General features: G+C 41.9%; 16 protein-coding genes. 7 read left to right on the top strand and 9 right to left on the bottom strand.

Annotation, left to right across the window (positions count from 1 at the left end; genetic code table 11):
- The first annotated feature begins 194 nt into the window (after positions 1 to 194).
- The 6 genes from E0H77_RS06180 (at position 195) to E0H77_RS06155 (ending at position 7,612) form a co-directional block, all read left to right on the top strand.
- Positions 195 to 812, top strand: a complete 618-nt coding sequence (locus E0H77_RS06180) for a sugar transferase (protein ID WP_131375861.1) — start codon at positions 195 to 197, stop codon at positions 810 to 812.
- Between the two features lie 17 nt (positions 813 to 829).
- A complete protein-coding gene (galU, locus tag E0H77_RS06175; RefSeq protein ID WP_131375859.1) occupies positions 830 to 1,705 on the top strand; it encodes a UTP--glucose-1-phosphate uridylyltransferase GalU in 876 nt (291 codons plus the stop codon).
- A 15-nt stretch (positions 1,706 to 1,720) separates the two neighbouring features.
- Positions 1,721 to 2,980: a UDP binding domain-containing protein gene (locus E0H77_RS06170; RefSeq protein ID WP_131375857.1), complete on the top strand. Its 1,260-nt coding sequence runs from the start codon at positions 1,721 to 1,723 to the stop codon at positions 2,978 to 2,980.
- Complete coding sequence (gene pgi / locus E0H77_RS06165; RefSeq protein ID WP_131375855.1) at positions 2,977 to 4,644, top strand: glucose-6-phosphate isomerase; 1,668 nt, start codon at positions 2,977 to 2,979, stop codon at positions 4,642 to 4,644. Before E0H77_RS06170 ends, pgi begins: the two co-directional genes overlap by 4 nt.
- Before the next feature lie 2 nt (positions 4,645 to 4,646).
- A complete protein-coding gene (galE, locus tag E0H77_RS06160; RefSeq protein WP_131375853.1) occupies positions 4,647 to 5,663 on the top strand; it encodes a UDP-glucose 4-epimerase GalE in 1,017 nt (338 codons plus the stop codon).
- Between the two features lie 116 nt (positions 5,664 to 5,779).
- Complete coding sequence (locus E0H77_RS06155; protein ID WP_131375851.1) at positions 5,780 to 7,612, top strand: LTA synthase family protein; 1,833 nt, start codon at positions 5,780 to 5,782, stop codon at positions 7,610 to 7,612.
- Between the two features lie 56 nt (positions 7,613 to 7,668).
- On the opposite strand, the gene E0H77_RS06150 is transcribed toward E0H77_RS06155, so the two are convergent.
- Complete coding sequence (locus E0H77_RS06150; RefSeq protein ID WP_165491499.1) at positions 7,669 to 9,039, bottom strand: phosphohexomutase domain-containing protein; 1,371 nt, start codon at positions 9,037 to 9,039, stop codon at positions 7,669 to 7,671.
- Between the two features lie 524 nt (positions 9,040 to 9,563).
- On the opposite strand from E0H77_RS06150, the gene gltP reads away from it, so the two are divergent.
- Positions 9,564 to 10,850: a glutamate/aspartate:proton symporter GltP gene (gltP, locus tag E0H77_RS06145; RefSeq protein ID WP_131375849.1), complete on the top strand. Its 1,287-nt coding sequence runs from the start codon at positions 9,564 to 9,566 to the stop codon at positions 10,848 to 10,850.
- 61 nt (positions 10,851 to 10,911) lie between these two features.
- Here gltP and E0H77_RS06140 read toward each other — a convergent pair whose 3' ends face one another.
- From E0H77_RS06140 to glmU, 8 genes are all read right to left on the bottom strand, one after another.
- Positions 10,912 to 12,252, bottom strand: coding sequence for a basic amino acid/polyamine antiporter (locus E0H77_RS06140; RefSeq protein ID WP_131375847.1), 1,341 nt, complete (start codon positions 12,250 to 12,252; stop codon positions 10,912 to 10,914).
- Between the two features lie 5 nt (positions 12,253 to 12,257).
- Complete coding sequence (locus E0H77_RS06135; RefSeq protein WP_131375943.1) at positions 12,258 to 13,133, bottom strand: homocysteine S-methyltransferase family protein; 876 nt, start codon at positions 13,131 to 13,133, stop codon at positions 12,258 to 12,260.
- A 126-nt stretch (positions 13,134 to 13,259) separates the two neighbouring features.
- Positions 13,260 to 13,703 carry a hypothetical protein gene (locus tag E0H77_RS06130; RefSeq protein ID WP_131375845.1) on the bottom strand — a complete coding sequence of 148 codons (444 nt, stop codon included), beginning with the start codon at positions 13,701 to 13,703 and terminating at the stop codon, positions 13,260 to 13,262.
- Positions 13,704 to 13,718: 15 nt separating this feature from the next.
- Positions 13,719 to 14,969, bottom strand: a complete 1,251-nt coding sequence (locus E0H77_RS06125; protein ID WP_131375843.1) for an MFS transporter — start codon at positions 14,967 to 14,969, stop codon at positions 13,719 to 13,721.
- A 90-nt stretch (positions 14,970 to 15,059) separates the two neighbouring features.
- Positions 15,060 to 16,667, bottom strand: coding sequence for a malate dehydrogenase (quinone) (gene mqo / locus E0H77_RS06120; RefSeq protein WP_131375841.1), 1,608 nt, complete (start codon positions 16,665 to 16,667; stop codon positions 15,060 to 15,062).
- A gap of 512 nt (positions 16,668 to 17,179) precedes the next feature.
- A complete protein-coding gene (locus E0H77_RS06115) occupies positions 17,180 to 17,779 on the bottom strand; it encodes a LysE/ArgO family amino acid transporter (RefSeq protein ID WP_131375839.1) in 600 nt (199 codons plus the stop codon).
- Between the two features lie 232 nt (positions 17,780 to 18,011).
- Positions 18,012 to 19,853, bottom strand: a complete 1,842-nt coding sequence (gene glmS, locus E0H77_RS06110; RefSeq protein WP_131375837.1) for a glutamine--fructose-6-phosphate transaminase (isomerizing) — start codon at positions 19,851 to 19,853, stop codon at positions 18,012 to 18,014.
- Positions 19,854 to 19,865: 12 nt separating this feature from the next.
- Entirely contained in the window at positions 19,866 to 21,230 is a 1,365-nt protein-coding gene (gene glmU, locus E0H77_RS06105; RefSeq protein ID WP_131375836.1) for a bifunctional UDP-N-acetylglucosamine diphosphorylase/glucosamine-1-phosphate N-acetyltransferase GlmU, read from the bottom strand.
- Positions 21,231 to 21,234: the final 4 nt, after the last annotated feature.

Below are 21,234 nucleotides of genomic sequence, written 5' to 3'. Positions count from 1 at the left end.
TCAAGGGTATAAGTATATCAAAAGCGAGTTACAATTTTAAAGTTGAAGAGACAGCTGAGGTTTCAAACTTTACCTAGTGCTTTGACTTTGATGCTTTTTCCCTCTTCTATTCGATTAATGCCCAGCTCTCTCTTAGAAAAAATTTATAGTATTTTTCTAAGAAAAAAGTAATGTGATTTAAGTAGTAGAAGGTAATGAAAAGATTTATTGATATTTTGATTTCTATAACAGCTTTTATTCTTTTGCTGCCTGTGTTTATTTATGTTGCCTTCAAGGTCAAAAAGAATTTGGGTTCACCAATTTTCTTTTACCAAGAACGTCCAGGGAAAGATGGCAAGCTGTTTAAAATGATGAAGTTTCGCTCTATGAAAGACGCGCTTGATCAGCATGGCAATCCACTCCCAGACGATCAGCGCATTACGCCGTTTGGCCAAAAGTTGCGTTCAACCAGTCTGGATGAAATGCCGCAATTGCTCAACGTCATTAAAGGCGATATGAGTGTAGTGGGGCCTCGTCCGATGCTCAAAGAGTTTGTTGAGCACTATACCCCTGAACAGGCACGCCGTCTGGAAGTGCGTCCAGGCATGACGGGTCTGGCGCAGATTAGTGGGCGCAATGAGCTTGATTATGAAGAACGTTTTAAATGCGATGTCTGGTATGTCGATCATCACAATGCATGGGTGGACTTTAAAATCATGTTCAAGACCGTATCGGTGATGCTGAAAAAAGAAGGCATTAATGCGCCAGGACATGTGGGGCCATCGTTATTTACAGGCAGTGATTCTGACGCATCAAAACAAAGAAAAACTTGATAATTGTGAATGAATGAATGATTAAAAAAGCCATATTGCCTGTTGCAGGCTTGGGAACACGGTTTTTACCTGCCAGCAAGTCAATTCCAAAAGAAATGGTCACCGTGGTTGATCGACCTGCAATTGAATATGTGGTGCGTGAAGCAGTCGAAGCGGGTATTGAACAGATTGTTTTGGTGACACATTCTTCGAAAGCCTCGATTGAAAACTATTTTGACCGTAATTTTGAACTTGAAACCACATTAGAACAAAAACAAAAATGGGACTTGTTGGCAGAGATTCGCCAGATTGTGCCTGAGCATGTCAGTATTGTCAGTGTACGGCAGCCGCAGCCTTTGGGTTTAGGACATGCAGTTTTATGTGCCAAATCAGTGATTGGTAATGAGCCATTTGCAGTATTGTTGCCCGATGTCTTGGTCAAAAGCCAAACTGAGCAAAATGATTTGGCGCAAATGGCAGCGCGTTATCAACAGGTACAAGCTGCGCAAATTATGGTTGAAGCTGTGCCTGACCATTTGGTCGATCAATATGGCATTGTCGATGTGCATACAGTCCCTGTTGAAGGGCAAAGTATAGTCATGCAGGGCATTATTGAAAAACCTGCTGTAGGCACTGCACCAAGCAATTTGTCTGTGGTCGGACGTTATATTTTACCTGCCAAAATCATGCAGTTATTACAGCAGACACCGAAAGGCGCAGGCAATGAAATCCAGCTGACCGATGCGATTGCCATGCTTCAACAAACTGATGTGGTGGAAGCCTATCGGATGTCTGGTGTGACATTTGACTGTGGCAGTAAGCTGGGTTACCTCAAGGCTGTATTACATTATGCTGTTGAACATCCTAAATTGGGTGAAAAATTTATTGAACTTATTCAGGAACTAAAACTTTAAGAGAGATGAAATGCCATGAAAATCGCAGTTTATGGAGCGACATTGAATGCGGGCGTTATGGCTGGGTTATTTGCAGAATATGGACATCAGGTTTTTTGGAGCCCATATTCAAAAGATGATCAAACGAGTTCTATTCAATATCAAGATAAAACGGTTAATCAGCTCATCTCTACTCAGGCACAGACGAAAAGATTATCGATATGTGATTTAGCCGAGATCCCTTTACATATAGATGCTTATTTTTTTGCATTTAACAGTAATGAACAACAACAAGTTGATTTTATTTTAAATTATTTACAACAACAGCCGATTATTCATCCGAAGTTAATGATTAATGGTTCTAGCTTTGGTTTAAATGGGACAACAGCTTTAAAACAAAAATTGCCTCAAGATTATTGGTGCTATTTGCCAGATATGGTGCAAGAAGGTAATGCCATTAATAGTGTCTTGCAAGTTTCTCATGTGGTGATTGGTATTGATCATCTGGACGTGAAAGCACAAATCAAAGAGATTTTACGACCTTTTTATCATGCAAATCATCATTATGTCTTTATGCCAATTCTGGATGCTGAGTTTACTAAACTCAGTATTTCAGGCATGTTGGCAACACGCATTAGTTATATGAATGATTTGGCTCAGGTGGCAGAAAAACTCAATATTGATATTGCCAATGTTCGCTTAGGCCTTGGTGCAGATAATCGAATTGGTTCGAGTTATTTGGCAGCAGGTGCAGGCTTTGGTGGAGCAAACTTTTCCCACGATATTTTAACGCTGTCTAAAACGATTGCGGATGCAGGGGTGAAAGGTCAGTTGTTGGAGCAGGTCTGGGAAATTAATGAACAACAAAAAGAAATTCTGTTTCGTAAGCTATGGAATTATTATCAGTGTGATCTGAAAGGCAAAGTTATCGCAATTTGGGGTGCTTCATTTAAAGAGGACACGCCACGTACGGATTACTCTCCGATTCATACCATGTTGCAGGCGCTTTGGGCACAAGGTGCAATTGTACAATTACATGATCCACAGGCCTTACCACTGATTGCTGAGCAATATGGAAACCGTGCTGATCTGGTGTTGTGTGAAGATCAGTATGAAGCCACGCAAGGTGCAGTAGCACTGTGTTTGCTCACAGCATGGAAACAGTATTTAAGTTTAGATTATCGTCTTTTGCATCAGTTGATGCAACATCCTTTAATTCTGGATGGACGCAATATTTATGATCCTGATTATGTGAAGGCACAAGGTTTTGCCTACGCAGGGGTTGGTCGACAATGACAGAAGAAAATATTACCCATTTCCCCAAACACCAAACCAGTTTGGCACAGCAACAACTCAGCAGTTTGGCTGAAACGATGTCACAGTTACATCTGACGGAGTTATTCGAGCTGGATGCTGAGCGTTTTCAACAGTTTTCATTGCGGTTTGAACAGTTGTTTCTGGATTATAGTAAGCAACGTATTGACCAGCGGATTATCCAGCAGCTAGTTCGCTTGGCTGAGCAACAACAGCTTAAGGAATGGATTCAAGCCTTATTTTCCGAGCAGCGGATTAACTATACTGAACAGCGTGCAGCGATGCATTGGGCACTGCGTTTGCCTGCGAAGTCCGCTGAGTTTCCTGCATTTTCTGATCAAGTTCAGCAGCAATTACAGCGTATGTATGCTTTGGTGGAGAAAATTCATGCAGGGCAATATCGCGGTGCAACAGGCGAAGTGATTCAGGATGTGGTCAATATCGGAGTCGGCGGCTCTGACTTAGGGCCACTGATGGCGACACATGCTTTGTCTGATTTTAAAGTCAATACAGCAAAATCGTTGCATGTGCATTTTGTTTCGACCATGGATGGTAGCCAACTTTCAGATTTGCTGCATCAGCTACGACCCGAAACAACACTGTTTATTATTTCATCTAAATCTTTTGGTACGATTGATACGCTGTCCAATGCACAAACTGCGCGTTTGTGGCTTGAAAAAGCTTTGGGCCAGCAAGATAAGGTCACGAAAAGCCATTTTATTGGCGTATCGACCAAAGCAGACAAGATGACGGCATGGGGAATTGCTGCGGATAAACAATTTCTGCTCTGGGACTGGGTGGGTGGGCGTTATTCGCTATGGTCATGTATTGGTCTGCCGATTGCTTTAACCATTGGCGTTAAAGGTTTTCAGCAGTTTTTAGCAGGGGCACATGCGATTGATCAGCATTTCCGTTCAGCTGATTTTGCAGAGAATATTCCAGTACTCATGGGGCTGCTTGGCGTTTGGAATACCAATTTTCTCGATGTACAGACCCATGCCATTTTACCTTATGATGGGCGTTTAAAATATTTTGCGGCGTATTTGCAGCAACTGGAAATGGAATCGAATGGTAAATCGATTCAGCGCAATGGGCAAAAAGTGAGCATGAAAACCTGCCCGATTGTTTGGGGGGAAGTTGGCCCAAATGCCCAGCATGCATTTTACCAATTGCTCCATCAGGGGACACATGCGGTCAGTTGTGACTTTATTGCTCCTGTACAACGTTACAATGCCCGACAATTTACTTATGTGGAAAATGCCAGTGCCCTGATCGAACAGCATCATCTGGCGCTTTCGAATTGTTTGGCACAATCACGCTTACTGGCATTTGGTAATCAAGCTTTGGATAAAAGTGAGCTGGATCATTTACCCATTTATAAACAGTATGCTGGTAACCAAGGCAGTTCAACTCTGTTGGTGGATGAGCTCAATCCGTATAGCTTAGGCATGCTGATCGCCTGTTATGAACATAAAGTTTTTGTGCAATCTGTGATTTGGAACATTAATCCCTTTGACCAGTGGGGCGTGGAAAAAGGTAAAGAAATTGCCAATCAGTTATTGCCGATTTTAAATGGTCAGCAGCAAGATGAGTCGCAACTGGATGCATCGACACAAGGCTTACTCAAGATTCTGTTAGGAAAATAAACATGGCAATGATTTTAGTGACGGGCGGAGCTGGATATATCGGTTCGCATACCTGTATCGCCTTGCTTGCAGCAGGTTATGAAGTGTTGGTACTGGATAATCTAAGTAACAGTTCACCTGAAGCCTTGCAGCGCGTACAAAAAATTGCAGGAAAATCACTGCAATTTATCGAAGGTGATATTCGCGACAGTCAATTACTGGATCAGATTTTTGCCGAGTATGCGATTGATGCAGTGATCCATTTTGCAGGCTTAAAAGCTGTGGGTGAAAGCCAGCAGATCCCGTTGACTTACTTTGATCATAATATTTCTGGCAGTATTAACTTGGTACAGGCAATGCAGCGGGCGGGGGTATTTCGTCTAGTCTTTAGCTCGTCTGCAACGGTATATGGTGATGCACACCCATCGCCACTGAATGAAAACATGCCAACTGCCATGCCGAATAATAACTATGGCTATACTAAATTAGTCGTTGAGCAAATGCTGGAAAAACTGGCAGCGTCCGATGAACGCTGGTCATTTGCCTTGCTGCGTTATTTTAACCCTGTCGGCGCACACCCAACGGGGCATATCGGTGAAGATCCACAAGGTATTCCCAACAATTTAATGCCGTATATCACACAGGTTGCTGTTGGAAAACGCGAAAAACTGGCAATCTTTGGCAATGATTATGACACGCCTGATGGTACAGGGGTGCGAGATTATATTCATGTGGTGGATTTAGCCAATGCCCATGTTTGCGCGCTGAAAAACCGTCTGCAACAGCAGGGTTGTCGTGTATGGAATATTGGTACAGGACGGGGTTTTTCAGTTCTTGAAATTAAAAACAGCTTTGAACAGATTAATGGTGTGACGATTGCCTTTGAATTCGCCCCACGCCGTGCAGGCGATATCGCCACCTGTTTTGCCGATAATGCTCGTGCAATTGCAGAACTGGGCTGGCAGCCACAGTATCAGTTAGAGGATATGCTGAAACATAGCTGGAACTGGCAAAAACAGAATCCACAAGGTTATCGTTAACCCATACAATGATAGAGATGGCGCTGAATGCGCCATTTTTATTGGCGGTTTCCCGTAGGGCTGACTCTTTTGTTATAATTTACCATCTGTTTGATTAATTTCCTTGCTCCTGCCTTATGAACACCTTACGCCAGCAAATTCTCTTTTTGCTTGTGGCTTGTTTTTCTACATTTTTTTCAATCTACCTTGCCTCAAACTGGAATTTTTTCCTTGATGGCTTTTTTTCAGATCGTCTTGCTAAGACATTGATGTCTTGTATTTTTAATTACAGTTTGATTTTGCTGTTTGCGGCGGTTTTAAGGCGACAATATACCGCGTTGATCCTGAGTCAGGTTTTTGTGGGCTTGATTGAATTTATTAATTTTAAAAAAGAAAAATATCTCTCCACCAACTTTAGCCCTGACGATATTTTATTGTTTTCAGAAGCCTTTAAGGCTGCACCTGTAGCACTCAATATTGTCTTTTTTGCATTTGTTGTGGTGTTTATTGCAGTGCTGATGGTTTGTTTTAAAAAAGAAAAAAGGACATTACTCAAAACTTATTGGCTACAGATTACACTGAGTGTGGTGATGTTCTGCTCAGCAATTTATTTAAATTATATCAAAAGCCCGATAGGGGCATGCAGCAAACCTGATTATCCCAGTATTTGCTTAAATATGTCAGGCTTTCCCAATACCCGCAGTGACTGGATGGGCGATTTTCGTAAGATTCAGAATTTTGGCTTTACCACATTTTTCATGTCGAAAATTTTGGATAGCTTAACTGAGGCTTTTTTACCCCATGAAACGGTTTCACGTGAAACCATTGAACAGATTTTTAAACCGTTAGAAACGCCAGTCGCGCCTATCGCCACGAGTGTAACTGGGCAACCGAATATTGTAGTGGTCATGGATGAGTCGATGTGGAATCCGCGCTTACTCGATAAAAAATTGCCCAAGAACTTAACTCCATTTACCAGTCAAAATCGGGTGTCGGCACTCCTGTCTCCATCATTCGGTGGTGGAACTGCCAATGTCGAATTTGAAGCGCTCACCAGTTTAAATACGATTTTCTTTCGTAACGAGCTGGTTTATGTGGCCAAAATCCGTAAACCGATTTATTCCTTGCCGTTATATTTGAACAGCTTGGGTTACGACACCATCGCCATGCACAACAACTGGCGTTATTACTACAACCGTAACCGTGTTTATCAGCAGATGGGCTTTAACAAGTTTGTGTCTCTAGAAAACATGATGAATTCAGCCAATCGTACTACGTTGTTTAATCAGGCAGGCTGGGCGAATGATGATGTGATCTTTGATTCGATTAAAAGCGAATTGAGTTTAGCTAGCGACCAGCCTAAATTTATTTATGCGATTACAGTCGAAAACCATCCGATATATTCGGATGACCGCTATGGGACACAGTCCTATAAACTCAATCCGAACCTGTCAGAAAGCGCACAGCAGAAAATGGCAACCTATAGTGCAGGGGTGGCGCGTGCCGATCAGCATATTCGGAATTTGACTGAGTTTGTCAAAACCCTAGATCGTCCAACCATTGTGATTGCTTTTGGTGACCATTTGCCCAATTTGCAAAATGTGTATGATGAATATCATTATTTTGAGAATGACCCGAATCGCGAGGAGCTGAATGCTTACGAAACGCCGTTAATGTTGTGGAGTAATTATCCTGTACAGCGAAAAATACTGGCGCAGCCGTATATAGCAACCAGCTTTTTAGCACCGAAAATTTTGCATCTAGCGAATTTGCCTTTGCCACCGTATTATCAGTTCATTGAACGTATTTCACGCTGTTACGATGTGATTCATCAGAAATTTATTCATGAAAAAGCCTCGTGTCAGTTCGATAAGGCGCAATTGCTTGATCAATATAAAGCCTTAAACAATGATACGTTAAATGGACAAAATTTTACTTATCAGCTGCTCAAGCCTCAAACAGCAAATTAAGCATTAAAAAGCTCGGTTGATTCCGAGCTTTTTAATTGCCGAATGATGAGCCGTGATTAACTTTGAATCATGGTTGAAAGTTCATCCACATAGCTTTGCATTGGGCGAGGTTGTTTATCACGACGACTTTCAATATTTAAGCGTAGTAATGGTTCCGTATTGGATGCACGGATATTTAAACGCCATGCGCCAAAGTCGAGACTCACGCCATCTGTACGGTCAATGACTGGATTTTGATCGGCGTAATGATCAAAAATTTTCTGAATGGTGACTTGGCTGTCAGCCACTTTAAAGTTGATTTCACCACTGCATGGGAACTTGGCAATCATGTCTTCTACCAAGCTCGACAAAGATTGCTGGGTTTCAGACAACAGGTTCGCAACTAATAACCATGGAATCATACCGCTGTCACAGTAGGCAAAATCGCGGAAATAGTGATGGGCACTCATCTCTCCGCCATAAATCGCATTTTCTTCACGCATGATTTGCTTAATAAAAGCATGACCTGATTTGGACTGTACAGTTTGCCCTTGATATTTCTCGACAAGATCTTGTGTATTCCAGACCAGACGAGGGTCATGCACAATCTTTTCATTGGGATGTTGTAATAGGAAAGCCTGTGCCAACAATCCGACAATATAGTAGCCTTCAATAAACTGACCTTTTTCATCGAACAGGAAGCAGCGGTCAAAGTCGCCATCCCATGCGATCCCCATATCGACTTGATGTGCAATCACAGCTTGTGAAGTGCTGTCACGGTTTTCAATCAACAATGGGTTAGGAATACCATTTGGGAAAGTACCGTCGGCTTCATGATGAATCTTGATGAATTCGACAGGAATACTGAGTGCTTTAAATTGTGCTTCAATCGCATCAATCACATGACCTGCCGCACCATTACCTGCATTGACCACTAATTTGAGTGGGCGAATTTTTTCAGGTTGAATGTAGGTCAAAAGATGTTGCACAAATTCAGCTAAAATATTATAGCTTTGGGTTGTACCTTTTTGGCTGACCTCAGTAAATGCAGCACTTTCAGCCAATGCTTGAATTTCTTTTAATCCTGTATCGGCACTGATTGGGCGGGCATTTTCCCGAACCAGTTTCATGCCGTTATAGTCCATTGGGTTATGGCTGGCAGTCACTTCAATCCCGCCCTGAACATCGAGATGAAAAGCTGCGAAGTAAACTTCTTCTGTGCCTGTCATGCCTAAGTCGAGAACATTCACGCCTGCATCATTTAGACCGTGAATCGTGGCTTGTTTTAAACTTTCGCTACTGAGACGCACATCACAGCCTACGGCAACGGTTTTAGGTTGATAGATCTGACCGTAAGCGCGACCAATTTTATAGGCGATTTCTTCATTGAGTTCAGTTTCGAGTTTGCCTCGAATGTCGTAGGCTTTAAAACAGCTGAGTTTAGTCATGATTTGAATAAGGATAATACTATTATTGGAAGAACACATTATAGCGGGCTTTAGGGATATGTTTATACGTATGAATACAACAGATGACCTCGAAACCATGAACTTTTAAAGCATAAATTGGCATTTTAAGCAATTAGACATTTTTCCAATTAATATTGAGGTTTTTTATAAAAAAATAGAAATTAAATATATGAAAAATAATAACTTATAGTTATATTTCTTGTATTTTATTCATATAGAGTAAGATGTTTTAATGAATTGTTAATAAATTCTTAATAAAAAATAAATTTAAAAGTAAAAATAAGATTTTGAATTAAATGAAGATTTGTATTTTTAGATTTTTTTGTTCGTTGTTTGTAAATTTTTTATGTTGACGAGAGAATAACCCATGAGTAGAGTAGTCGCATTTTGGAGCGGCCTCGAAATTGGATTTCGACTTATATGCTTTATTCTTTTCCATCTTCCGTCGTTAATGTCTGCCCATTACTGTGGACAACTAACTGGATCGTATAAGGTCTCAGCCTATGAACAAATTCAAGATTAGTCTTGCTTGGCAAATCTTAATTGCATTGATTTTGGGTATCGTTGTGGGAACAATTTTACACAACCAACCCGATATTCAGCAAAATGTTGTGAATAACTTTTTGAAACCAGCCGGTCAAATTTTTATTAACTTGATCAAGATGATCGTTGTGCCGATTGTGATTTCAACTTTAATCTTGGGTATTGCCGGGGTTGGAGATTCCAAAAAGCTTGGGATCTTGGGTGTAAAAACCATTGTTTACTTTGAAATTATTACAACAATTGCCATTGTTGTCGGTATTGTGTGTGCCAATGTCTTCCATCCTGGTACAGGCGTTGACATGTCGTTGCTTCATAAAGTGGATATTTCCCAATATGAACATACGACTGAAGAAGTAAAATCGCAGTCTCATGGTTTGATGCAAACGATCTTGTCCCTGATTCCATCGAACATCTTCAGTGCGATGGCAAGTGGGCAGATGTTACCGATTATTTTCTTCTCGGTGATGTTCGGGATTGGTTTAGCGGCTCTTCCTGTAGAAACCAAACAACCATTACTGAATGTGTTGAAAGCGGTTTCTGAATCGATGTTTAAAGTCACGCACATGATCATGCTATATGCGCCTGTGGGTGTATTTGCACTGATTACAGCGACTGTGGCAACTTTTGGTTTTGCATCTTTAGTGCCTTTGGCAAAACTGGTGATTTTGGTTTATGGCGCAATTTTGTTCTTCGGGATCGGTGTACTCGGTCTGGTGGCAAAAATTTGTGGTCTGAACATTTTTACCCTGATCAAGATTCTCAAAGACGAATTGATTTTGGCGTACTCAACTGCAAGTTCTGAAACCGTTTTGCCACGTATCATGGAAAAAATGGAAGCTTACGGTGCACCAAAAGCCATTGCGAGCTTTGTGGTACCGACAGGTTATTCATTCAACCTTGATGGTTCTACACTGTATCAAAGTATCGCAGCAATCTTTATTGCTCAGCTTTACGGCATTGACTTGTCGATCACTCAAGAAATCGTGTTGGTCTTGACCCTCATGGTGACATCAAAAGGGATTGCAGGTGTTCCTGGCGTATCTTTCGTGGTGCTACTAGCGACTTTGGGTTCAGTGGGTATTCCACTGGAAGGTCTGGCGTTTATCGCAGGTGTTGACCGTATTTTAGACATGGCACGTACTGCATTGAACGTGGTGGGTAATGCCTTGGCTGTACTGGTCATCAGTAAATGGCAGAAGCAATTTGACGAAGACAAAGCAAAAGCCTATGAAGCATCTTACAAATAAGATGATTTTTGGCAGATAAAAAAACGGCTCATCAGAGCCGTTTTTTATGTCAGGGATTAATTTATGTGAATGATTGGTCATCAGCGCTAAGACGTTTTTTATGTTTTACATAGCTATAGATGAAAATCATTAAGCCAACCGTGTACAGTTGTACCGAATCCCACAGCAATGATAGATCTGCCGCATACAATAACCATACTGCATACATGGTAGCAACCAAGGCAATCAGGATATGTTTAGGCTGTTTATTTTTGCCTGATTCTTTTAGATAAAAAGCCGAAACCAACAAATACGGCAACAGAATCATGACAGAAGAGATCATCAATAACCATGTGTAGTTTTTATTGAAAAAATACACGCCAATCAGTGCAGCTTGTACCACAATCGAAGTTAGCCACAGCGATGAAATCGGCACGTTATTTTGATTGGTCTTGAGGAAGGTTGCAGGGAAAGCGCCATTCTTCGCAGCCAAGAACGGGATTTCCGTAGCGAACAATGTCCAGCTTAAATAAGAGGATGCCACCGAAATCATCAGACCGACGGTAATCACAATCGTGCCTGGTAAACCAATCAACTGGGTCAAAATAGTCGCCATAGACGGGTTATGCATACCTGCAATCTCGGCACGGCTCGCTACGCCATACGATAAGATGGTCACCATTATATAAAAAGCCAGTGCCAATAACACCCCGAAAACAGTCGCTTTACCAATGTCATTACGGTTACGCGCCCGAGAAGACAGCACGACCGCACCTTCAATCCCTGTAAATACCCATAAGGTAATCAGCATCAGGTCTTTGACTTGTTTCCAAAGTGGCATTTTTAAGGAGAAGTCATTCAAATTGAGTGTGAATAAATCCAGTTTAAATGCGACCAAACTACAGGCAATAAATACCACCATCGGCACAATCTTAGCAATTGTGGCGATCAAGTTGACCACTGCCGCTTCTTTAATGCCGCGACTGACTAGCCAATGCACCAACCAAACAAAGACTGATGAACCAATCAGGGCATAAATGGTATTGCCGTCGCCAAAGATCACATGCTCTTTGCTATCCACGAATGTGCCGAGACTTGAAAATACAATCACTACATAACCGACAATGCCAATCGTGGTACACAGCCAGTAGCCCCATGCAGAGCAGAAGCCAATCAGTTCGCCAAAACCTGCACGGGCATAATTATAAATTCCGCCGTCTAGTTCAGGGTATTGACGCGATAAATACAACAGCGAAAATGCTAAGAATAAAATGCCGACCCCTGTGATCAACCATGCAATCAGCAGGGCTGAACCATTGGCGACAGCTGCCATGTTCTGCGGTAAGCTAAATACCCCAGAGCCGACCATGGAGCTAAATACCAGCGCGGTCAGCGATAGTAAACCAATTTTTGCAGAAGACATGATAATTATTCTTTAAAAAATGCAGAAAGCTCGACAATGTGCGCAGGGGTAATGCCACAGCAACCACCAATTAAAGATGCGCCTGCATCTTGCCATTGTTTGGCAAAACCCAAATATGCCGTTGGGTCAAGATCTTGACGCACTTCATCCAAGCCATCGTTGGCAGTGGCAGATTCATCTTGTGGCGGGAAAGCATTGGCATAAGCACCAATGGTCAACTCGGGGGCAAGTTGTTTGATTTCCTGAATGGCTTGCAAAATCACTTCAGGCTGACAGCAGTTAAATAGTACGGCTTCTGCTCCAATGCGACGAATTACTTCAACCGCTTGTGCAAGGTTTTCACCCGAACGCAAGGAAGCACGGTCTTGTTGCAGCACATCTTGCAAGGTGAAAGAAACCCAGTACGCTTTGCCATCTTTTGGAAGGAGGTTGTGTACCATTTCCACTTCTTTCAGGCTGGATTGAGTTTCAGCCAACCAAAAATCAACTTGATCTGCCAATGTTTCAATAATCGGCAAAGCCAGTTCACGCACATGATCTTCTTGAAATAAATCGGCGCGGTACGAACCAAATAATGGTGGCAAGCAACCTGCGATCTGGACATTGCGACCACTTTCTTGAACCGCCTGTTTGGCCTGATCAACCGCGACTTGAACCAGTTGACGAACTTCAGCATCAAAACGTTCCTGACCAATATGAAAAGGAACAACTGCATAGTTATTGGTAGTAATGACTTCTGCACCTGACTGAATAAAGTCGAGATGTACATCTTTGACAATTTCGGGAGCTTCCCAAAGGGCAAGTGCAGACCACTCTGGTTGACGAAATGGTGCACCACGACGCGCCAATTCACGTCCTACACCACCATCTAAAATTTTCATCATACAATTCTTCTAAAGTTTTACGAAAAGCGCTCTAGTATACGCAAAAGCTTATTTGTCGGTTAATGGAGTTTCTGATAATCATATTCAGTAAAATCATGAAGCTGAGCAGATATTCTTAACCATTTATAAAGTGCCAAACTGTTGCCATGACTCATCTGTATGAAATGAAGCATAGTGCTGTTGCAGGTGGTGCAAATAGGTGATTTGCACGCTCAAAAAAATCAGCAAACATACACTCAGCAGGCTCGCCAAGAGTAAATGTTGACATTCATTGAGCTGTTTAGAACGACGACAAAAATAATAGGCGGACAAACTCAAATGCGGTAACAACAAGCCAATAAAAGACAAATGCAGATACAGCGATAACAACAGACAAATCGGTAAAATCAGTAAGCTACAACTGCGTAACAAACTTTGTTTGAGTTGCAATTGATAAACCACAACCAAGCTGAGGTCGAGCCAAAAGAAAATCGCCGTGCCACCTAAAATTGCAATATAGCAGGCGTGTAAAATCGCCAAGCCAAATAAACTATATAGAAGATAGAGGCTCAATTTTGACCAAGACATAGACGGCAAATACATTTAAGTTTTATTGGAAAAAGAACGATCAGAGGTCTGATCACGGGTTTGTCGATAACTTAGAATCACCGTCAATAAAGACAAACTTGAACCGAGTAGTATTGCAGGAATAACCCCAAGTAAACGCGCCAGAATACAGGACTGTAATGCACCGAGTTGATTGCCTGAGGTCACAAAAATACCGTTAATTGCGGCAACCCGCCCCAGCATGGCTTTGGGTGGGATGAGCTGCAGTAAAGTCTGCCGAATCACAATGCTATAACTGTCACATGCACCCATCAGCAGCAAGATCAGCACTGCAAGGTATAAATGTCGACTGAGCGCAAAGGTAAAACTACAGCAAGCAAAACCCGCAACGGCATACAGCATTTTTTGCCAAAGTTGCTGTTGAGGTGGAAATTTCACTAACACGCTCATCATCAGCAATGAGCCACAGGCAGGTGCGGCACGCAGCAGACCAAAACCGTCCGCATCAAGACGCAGCACATCTTGAGAAAACATCGGCAGCAGTGCAATTACACCACCAAAAAATACCGAGCTGACATCCAGCAACATCGCCCAGAACAGCACCCGACTTTGCAGTAAAAATGTCGCAGCATCTTTTAGACTCGACCAGACTGAGCCATTGGCAAGTGGTGGAAAATCTCGCGCTTTGAGTCGCCAAAGTGCCAGACTACCGAGCATAAATAGCAGTACAATCAGCATAAAAGTTGTATTTAAACCTGCATGCGCCAGCAGTAGTCCAGCCAAAACAGGAGCAAGCACCGCATTGATTTGCCAGCAGAGTGCTGTCCATGTTGCAGCATTGCTGTACAGTTTTTCGGGAACCAGAAATGGACGCAGCGAATTAAAACATGGGCTATAAATCCCCCGAATACAGCCAAATAAAAAGATGATCCCGTAAACACCCACTAAAAACAGTGTATCGGATAAAAGCTGTTGTTGATGGCTTGAAAAACACAGCCACAGCAGAGCCGATAAAGGAATCGAACTGCTAAAACTGAGTTGTAAAATACGTTGTCGGTTAAAACGGTCTGCAATATAACCGCCCCAAAATGATAGCAGCACAAAGGGAGCAAACTCTGCCAAGCCGACCAAACCCAGCATAATCGGGTTGTGGGTCAGTTGATATAGATAAAAACCCAGCACTACTTCCTGAATCAAAATCGCCAGCGTCAGGCAGCACTGATTCAGCGTCAGCAACGAGAAATCGCGACAAGTCAGGGCAGCAAAAGGTGAAATCGTGTCAGACATTAGAGATCTTGAAAATCAAAAAATAGGTTAGGGCTTAAAAATGACAAAAGGGATGAATGGCTTCATCCCTTCTGCTTTTAATGATTTAAATTACTTGTGCGCTTGTTGTGCAACAGGCGTGTAATGTAAGCCCAGTGTTGAACTGGTGTATTGACGTACCTGATCTAACAAGGCTGGGTTTTCACCCAAGTCCTGTTGATAAGAACGGATAATTTCATGCAACTTGCCGTTCCATTCACCTTTGGTTTGTGTCGGGAATGCTTTTTCCAGAACATTCAAAATGATGTATGGAGAAGTAGATGCACCTGGAGATGCGCCCATTAATGCTGCAATAGCGTGGTCTTTGGAAACAAAGACTTCAGTCCCAAACTGCAATTTTGCAGGTTTGCCTGGTTCTTTCTTAATGATCTGTACGCGCTGACCACCTTGGCTCAAGTGCCAGTCTTTCGGGTTGGCATTTGGATAGTAGCGTTTCAATTCACGGAAACGGTCTTCGTCCGACATCATCACTTGGCTAATCAGATATTTCACCAAGTCCATGTTTTTCATACCAATTGCAGTCATTGGCAAAACGTTGTTTTTGTTGGTATTGGCAATCAAATCAAGCTGTGAACCATTTTTCAGGAACTTGTTTGAGTAAGTTGCAAATGGGCCAAACAACACATATTTCTTACCATCAATATAACGAGTATCGATATGTGGTACGGACATTGGTGGCGCGCCAAAATCTGCGCGACCATACAATTTCGCCGTATGTTGTGCTGCAACTTTTGGATTGTCTGTAATCAGGAATTCACCGCCAACAGGGAAACCAGCATATTGTTTCGCTTCTGGTAAACCTGTCATTTGCAACATCTTAATGGCCGCGCCGCCTGCACCAATAAACACAAAGCGAGTTTTGACATGGTCGACTTTGCCTGTTTTTAAATCTTTAAATGCAACAGACCAAGTTTTGTCATCGTTTTGGCTAATGCCAGTCACTTCAGTCGATGTTTGCAACTTGAAGTTTGACGATTTTTCCAAATTACCGACCAATTGGCGTGTGATTGAACCGTAGTTCACATCAGAACCAATTTCCATACGGGTTGCCGCAACTTTCTGTTTCGGATCACGCCCTTCCATGACTAAAGGTGCCCATTGCTTAATCTGATTTGGGTCTTCAGTAAATTTCATGCCTTGGAAGAATGGGCTTTTGATCATGGCTGCATAACGTTTTTCAAGGAATTGAACGTTGTCATCCATCACAAAAGCGTGGTGGGGTACAGGATTAATAAAGCTGGTTGGTGTGCCCAAAACGCCTTGTTTGACTTGGTATGCCCAAAACTGTTTTGCGACTTCAAACTGAGACGCGACTTTTTCTGCTTTAGAAATGTCCATTTTACCGTCTTTTTCTTCGGTATAGTTCATTTCCATGAAGCCTGAGTGACCTGTACCTGCATTGTTAAAGCCGTTAGAGCTTTCCTGAGCAACATTGTCGAGGCGCTCATACATGCGGATTTGCCAGTTTGGCTGTAACTCATTCAGATAAGTCCCAAGTGTTGCACTCATGATCCCGCCGCCAATCAGTACGACATCAACAACAGGTTCACCTTGAGTTGTATTAATTTTTTTAGACACAACTGGTCTAAATAAGAATATCACAGCAAGAATGATGAATACCAAAAGCAGTATGAGTAATGCTTTTAAAAAATTACGCATTCAATTGACCTTAAAAATGAAATGACTTGCCAAAAAAATGGCAAAAAGATCTATGTAAAAAATGTTCAAAAGACGCTAAAAAAATAAAACTGGTGATTTAGAAAGCTAAAAAAATTGAACAAAATAATACTTTAGTATAACAATTGTGTAGATATATTAATAGAAAGTTTTTTTTAATATAATTGGTTAAACTGATTTTTATAAAAAAATAAATATATTCAATTGCTTATATTTTGATTAATTTCTTAAAATATTCAATTTTTTCAATTATTGATTAAAATTTTATATAAATTTATGAAAAATATAGATAAATTTAAATCATAATAATTGTTTAGATAAAGTTATAAATACCTTAAAGGTTGAAAAGTTATGATGATGCATACCCAAATACCAGATCAAATTTTTTTTGTTGTTATGAACGTGATCGCCATTTGGAAAAGCATCGTCATAGTGGAAATGGCGATTTAAAAAAAAACTGCACATTGCCAGAATGTGCGGCTAATTTTGTGGTTTTAGCCCGTGACTAAGTGCAATGCAATTCCCCACATGATACAGCCAATGACAGCATCCAGAATTTTCCATGACTGAGGGCGCTGAAATACAGGCAGTAATATTTTGGCGCCATAAGCCAGACTAAAGAAAAACAGCCACGATGCGAGGATTGCACCGCTGGCAAATAAATCAATTTTAGGTGCAAATTGAGTAGAAATAGAACCGACTAGCAATAATGTATCTAAATACACATGTGGGTTAAGCCATGTCAATGCCAAGCATATCCCAATAATTTTTAACCGACTTTCAGGCTCATGCTGACTTGGAGCCAAGGTAGCATCGCTATAAATGGCTTGATAAAAACTGCGTAAGCCATAGCCAAATAAAAACACTGCCCCAACGTATTGGGCAATAGTTGGGATTTGTGGAAATTGAACAATCACATGTGAAAAACCCGTCACGCCAAGAAAAATCAAAATAGAATCGGAGAGGGCACACACGAATGCAACTCCAAATAGATATTGTTGTTTGAGCCCTTGTTTGAGGACAAACGCATTTTGTGCGCCAATCGCGAGCAGCAAAGAAAACCCTGTACCCAGACCATAAAAAAATGCCGACATGATCAACTCAGTGAAAATTAAATTATCAGCATTATGATTTTTAAAGGCTTTTAAAGCTGTAAAACTAAAAAAATATCAGGGTGGCTAAAAAAATTTTATTTTGAACATAAACAAAAACAGCCAGTGATTTAAAAATCACTGGCTGTTTGCTCACAACGTATTGTTAGAGAGAATTTTTTGTATGAAAGTACTTTATTACTCTCATACATTTTTCGATTTTTTTTTTTAAAACTTATTCTACAGTCACTGACTTCGCTAAGTTACGTGGTTGGTCTACGTCTGTACCACGAAGTACTGCAACATGGTAAGACAATAATTGTACAGGTACACTGTAAACAATTGGTGCTAGCCATGTGCTGACACTTGGAATATTGACCACATGTTGACGGTCTTTTTCAGCAATGCCACTTTGTTCATCGGCAAAAATAAACAGCTCACCACCACGTGCTTGAACTTCTTCCATATTGGATTTGAGTTTGTCGAGCATATCATCTTTTGGTGCAAGAATGACGACAGGCATATCGTTGTCAACCAGTGCCAGTGGACCATGTTTTAATTCGCCTGCTGCATAGCCTTCAGCATGAATATAGGAAATCTCTTTAAGTTTTAAAGCACCTTCCAAGGCAATTGGGAAATGAGTCCCGCGACCCAAGAACAGACAGTGCTGCTTTTCAACAAATAACTCAGACAAGCGCAGAATTTCAGCATTGTGCTGTAAAGTATCTAGGATAACTTTCGGGCAATGCCAAAGCGCATGTGTAATTTCAGTCATCTGCTCGGCAGAAATACGCTGTTTGACCTGACCAATTTTTAGTAATAACAGCATTAATGCTGCCAACTGCGTGGTAAATGCCTTGGTCGAAGCCACACCAATTTCAGGGCCTGCCAACGTCAATAAATGATGATCAGTTTCACGTACCATTGATGAAGTAGCAACGTTACAGATGGTCATGGTGGCAATACTTAAGCCTTTAGCTGCAGCACGTTTTTGCGTGTCGCGTAGTGCAGCAAGCGTATCGGCAGTTTCACCAGACTGAGAAATACACACGTACAAAGTACGGTTAATAATCACAGGCGAGCGATAGCGGAATTCACTGGCAATTTCCACTTGGCAAGGCACATCAATCAGTTGTTCTGCCCAGTATTTGGCAATCATCCCTGCGTGGTAACTGGTACCACAGGCAATAATCTGAATTTGCTCAATATTACTAAAGTTGATTTCTGCATCAGCAAGGAAATCTTCACGTAAAGCATTGCCATTAAGCGCTTGAGAAATAGTTTGCTGTAGGGCTTCAGGTTGCTCATAAATTTCTTTGAGCATGTAGTGCTTGTATTCACCTTTAGATGAATTACTCACCGTTGCATCAAGCTCTTTCACAGGACGTTGAATGGCTTGAGTACCATGCGCATAAATTTCAATGCTGGTGCGTGTTAGGCGGGCAATATCACCTTCTTCAAGGTAAATAAAGCGGTTGGTAATCGGTAACAATGCCAACTGGTCTGAACCAATAAAGTTTTCCCCAATCCCGACACCAATCACCAGTGGAGAGCCTTCACGTACGGTAATCAGTTCATCTGGGTAGTCTGCATGTACAATCCCCAGTGCATAGGCACCTTTGAGTTTTGACACAATGCTTTGTACCGCAACTAACAATGAATCGGCAGTTTTTAGAGCTTCAGCCACCAAGTGCGCGACTACTTCAGTATCAGTTTGAGAGCTAAACACATAACCTTGTGCCTGCAAATCGGCTTTCAGTTCAGCATAGTTTTCAATAATGCCGTTATGTACTACAGCCACTTTGCCTGAAATATGCGGATGGGCATTGGTTTCAGTCGGTTTACCGTGAGTTGCCCAGCGCGTATGCGCAATCCCCAACGTCCCTGCAACTTGATGGGTTTTAACCGCTTCTTCAAGATTGACCACTTTACCTACACGACGCTCACGAAGCACTTGTCCATGATTAATGAGTGCCAGTCCTGCCGAGTCGTAACCACGGTATTCAAGACGCTTGAGACCTTCGATTAAAATCTCGCTGATATTTCGTTCTGCAACGCCACCAACAATACCACACATAGAATTTACCTTTTATTTCTTAGTCTTTTGAGGACGTTGATAATTTGCTTTTTCGACTTGCTGAGCGCGTTCAAATGCCAGCGCATTTTCCGCAACATCACGAGTAATTACAGAACCTGCACCCACGGTTGCACCACTGCCGACTTTGACAGGAGCGACCAGTGAGCTGTTTGAACCAATAAATACGGCATCGCCAATCATGGTTTTGTGTTTGTTTGCGCCATCGTAGTTACAGGTAATTGTACCTGCGCCGATGTTTGAACCGGCACCTACTTCAGCATCGCCTAAATAGGTAAAGTGATTGGCTTTAGAGCCTAAACCAATACTTGTATTTTTGACTTCAACAAAGTTACCGATGTGGACTTCATTGGCGAGTTTTGCACCTGGACGTAAACGGGCAAATGGACCAATTTGTGTATCTTCGCCCACAATTGCGCCATCGAAAATGCTGTAAGGCTGAACTTTAGTCCCTGCAGCAATTTTGGTATTTTTCAGCACACAGCCTGCACCAATTTCAACGCCATCGCCCAGTTCACAGTCACCTTCAATAATGACATTAATGTCGATACGAACATCGTGTCCAACTTTTAGGCTGCCACGCAAATCGAAACGCTTCGGATCAGTTAGCGTTACGCCCTGACGCATCAGTTCTAAAGCTTGCTGTGCTTGAAATTCACGTTCTAAAGCAGCCAGTTGAATACGGTCATTTACCCCTTCAACTTCAAAGGCTTGTTCAGGCTGAATCGATGCAATTTCTAAACCTTCAGCCACTGCCATTGCCACAATGTCGGTCAGGTAATATTCGCCTTGTGCGTTATTGTTGGAAAGTTTTGGCAGCCATTCATGCAGTTTGGCATTGCTAACACAGTAAATACCGGTGTTAATTTCTTGAATCTGACGTTGCTCATCCGAGGCATCTTTATGTTCAACAATGGCTTGAATTTTACCATTGTCACGTACAATCCGCCCGTAACCTGTTGGATTGTCTACCGTGAGGGTAATCATGCCAATGCCTGTTTCACTAGAAGCCGCAAGCAGTTGCTCAAGAGTCTGCTGACGCACTAGAGGGACATCGCCGTATAAAATGAGGGAAATACCGTCTTGTGCTAATACAGGTAAAGTGACTTGAACAGCATGACCTGTACCAAGTTGCTCGGCTTGCTCAACCCATTGAATATGTTCATGCTGGAATGAATTTTTTACTAAATCACCGCCATGCCCATAAATCGTAATAATATTTTGAGCATGGAGTTGTTTAGCAGTGTGAATCACATGACCGAGTAAAGGTTGTCCTGCGAGTGGTTGAAGCACTTTTGGCAACTTGGAGCGCATGCGCGTGCCTTTACCTGCTGCAAGAATAATCACGGTAGTTGACATAATA

This window comes from Acinetobacter brisouioides (genome assembly GCF_004331075.1).
GTDB lineage: Bacteria > Pseudomonadota > Gammaproteobacteria > Pseudomonadales > Moraxellaceae > Acinetobacter.
The sequence above is the reverse complement of the archived record's forward strand: the minus strand, read 5'-3'. Positions and strand labels throughout refer to the sequence as shown.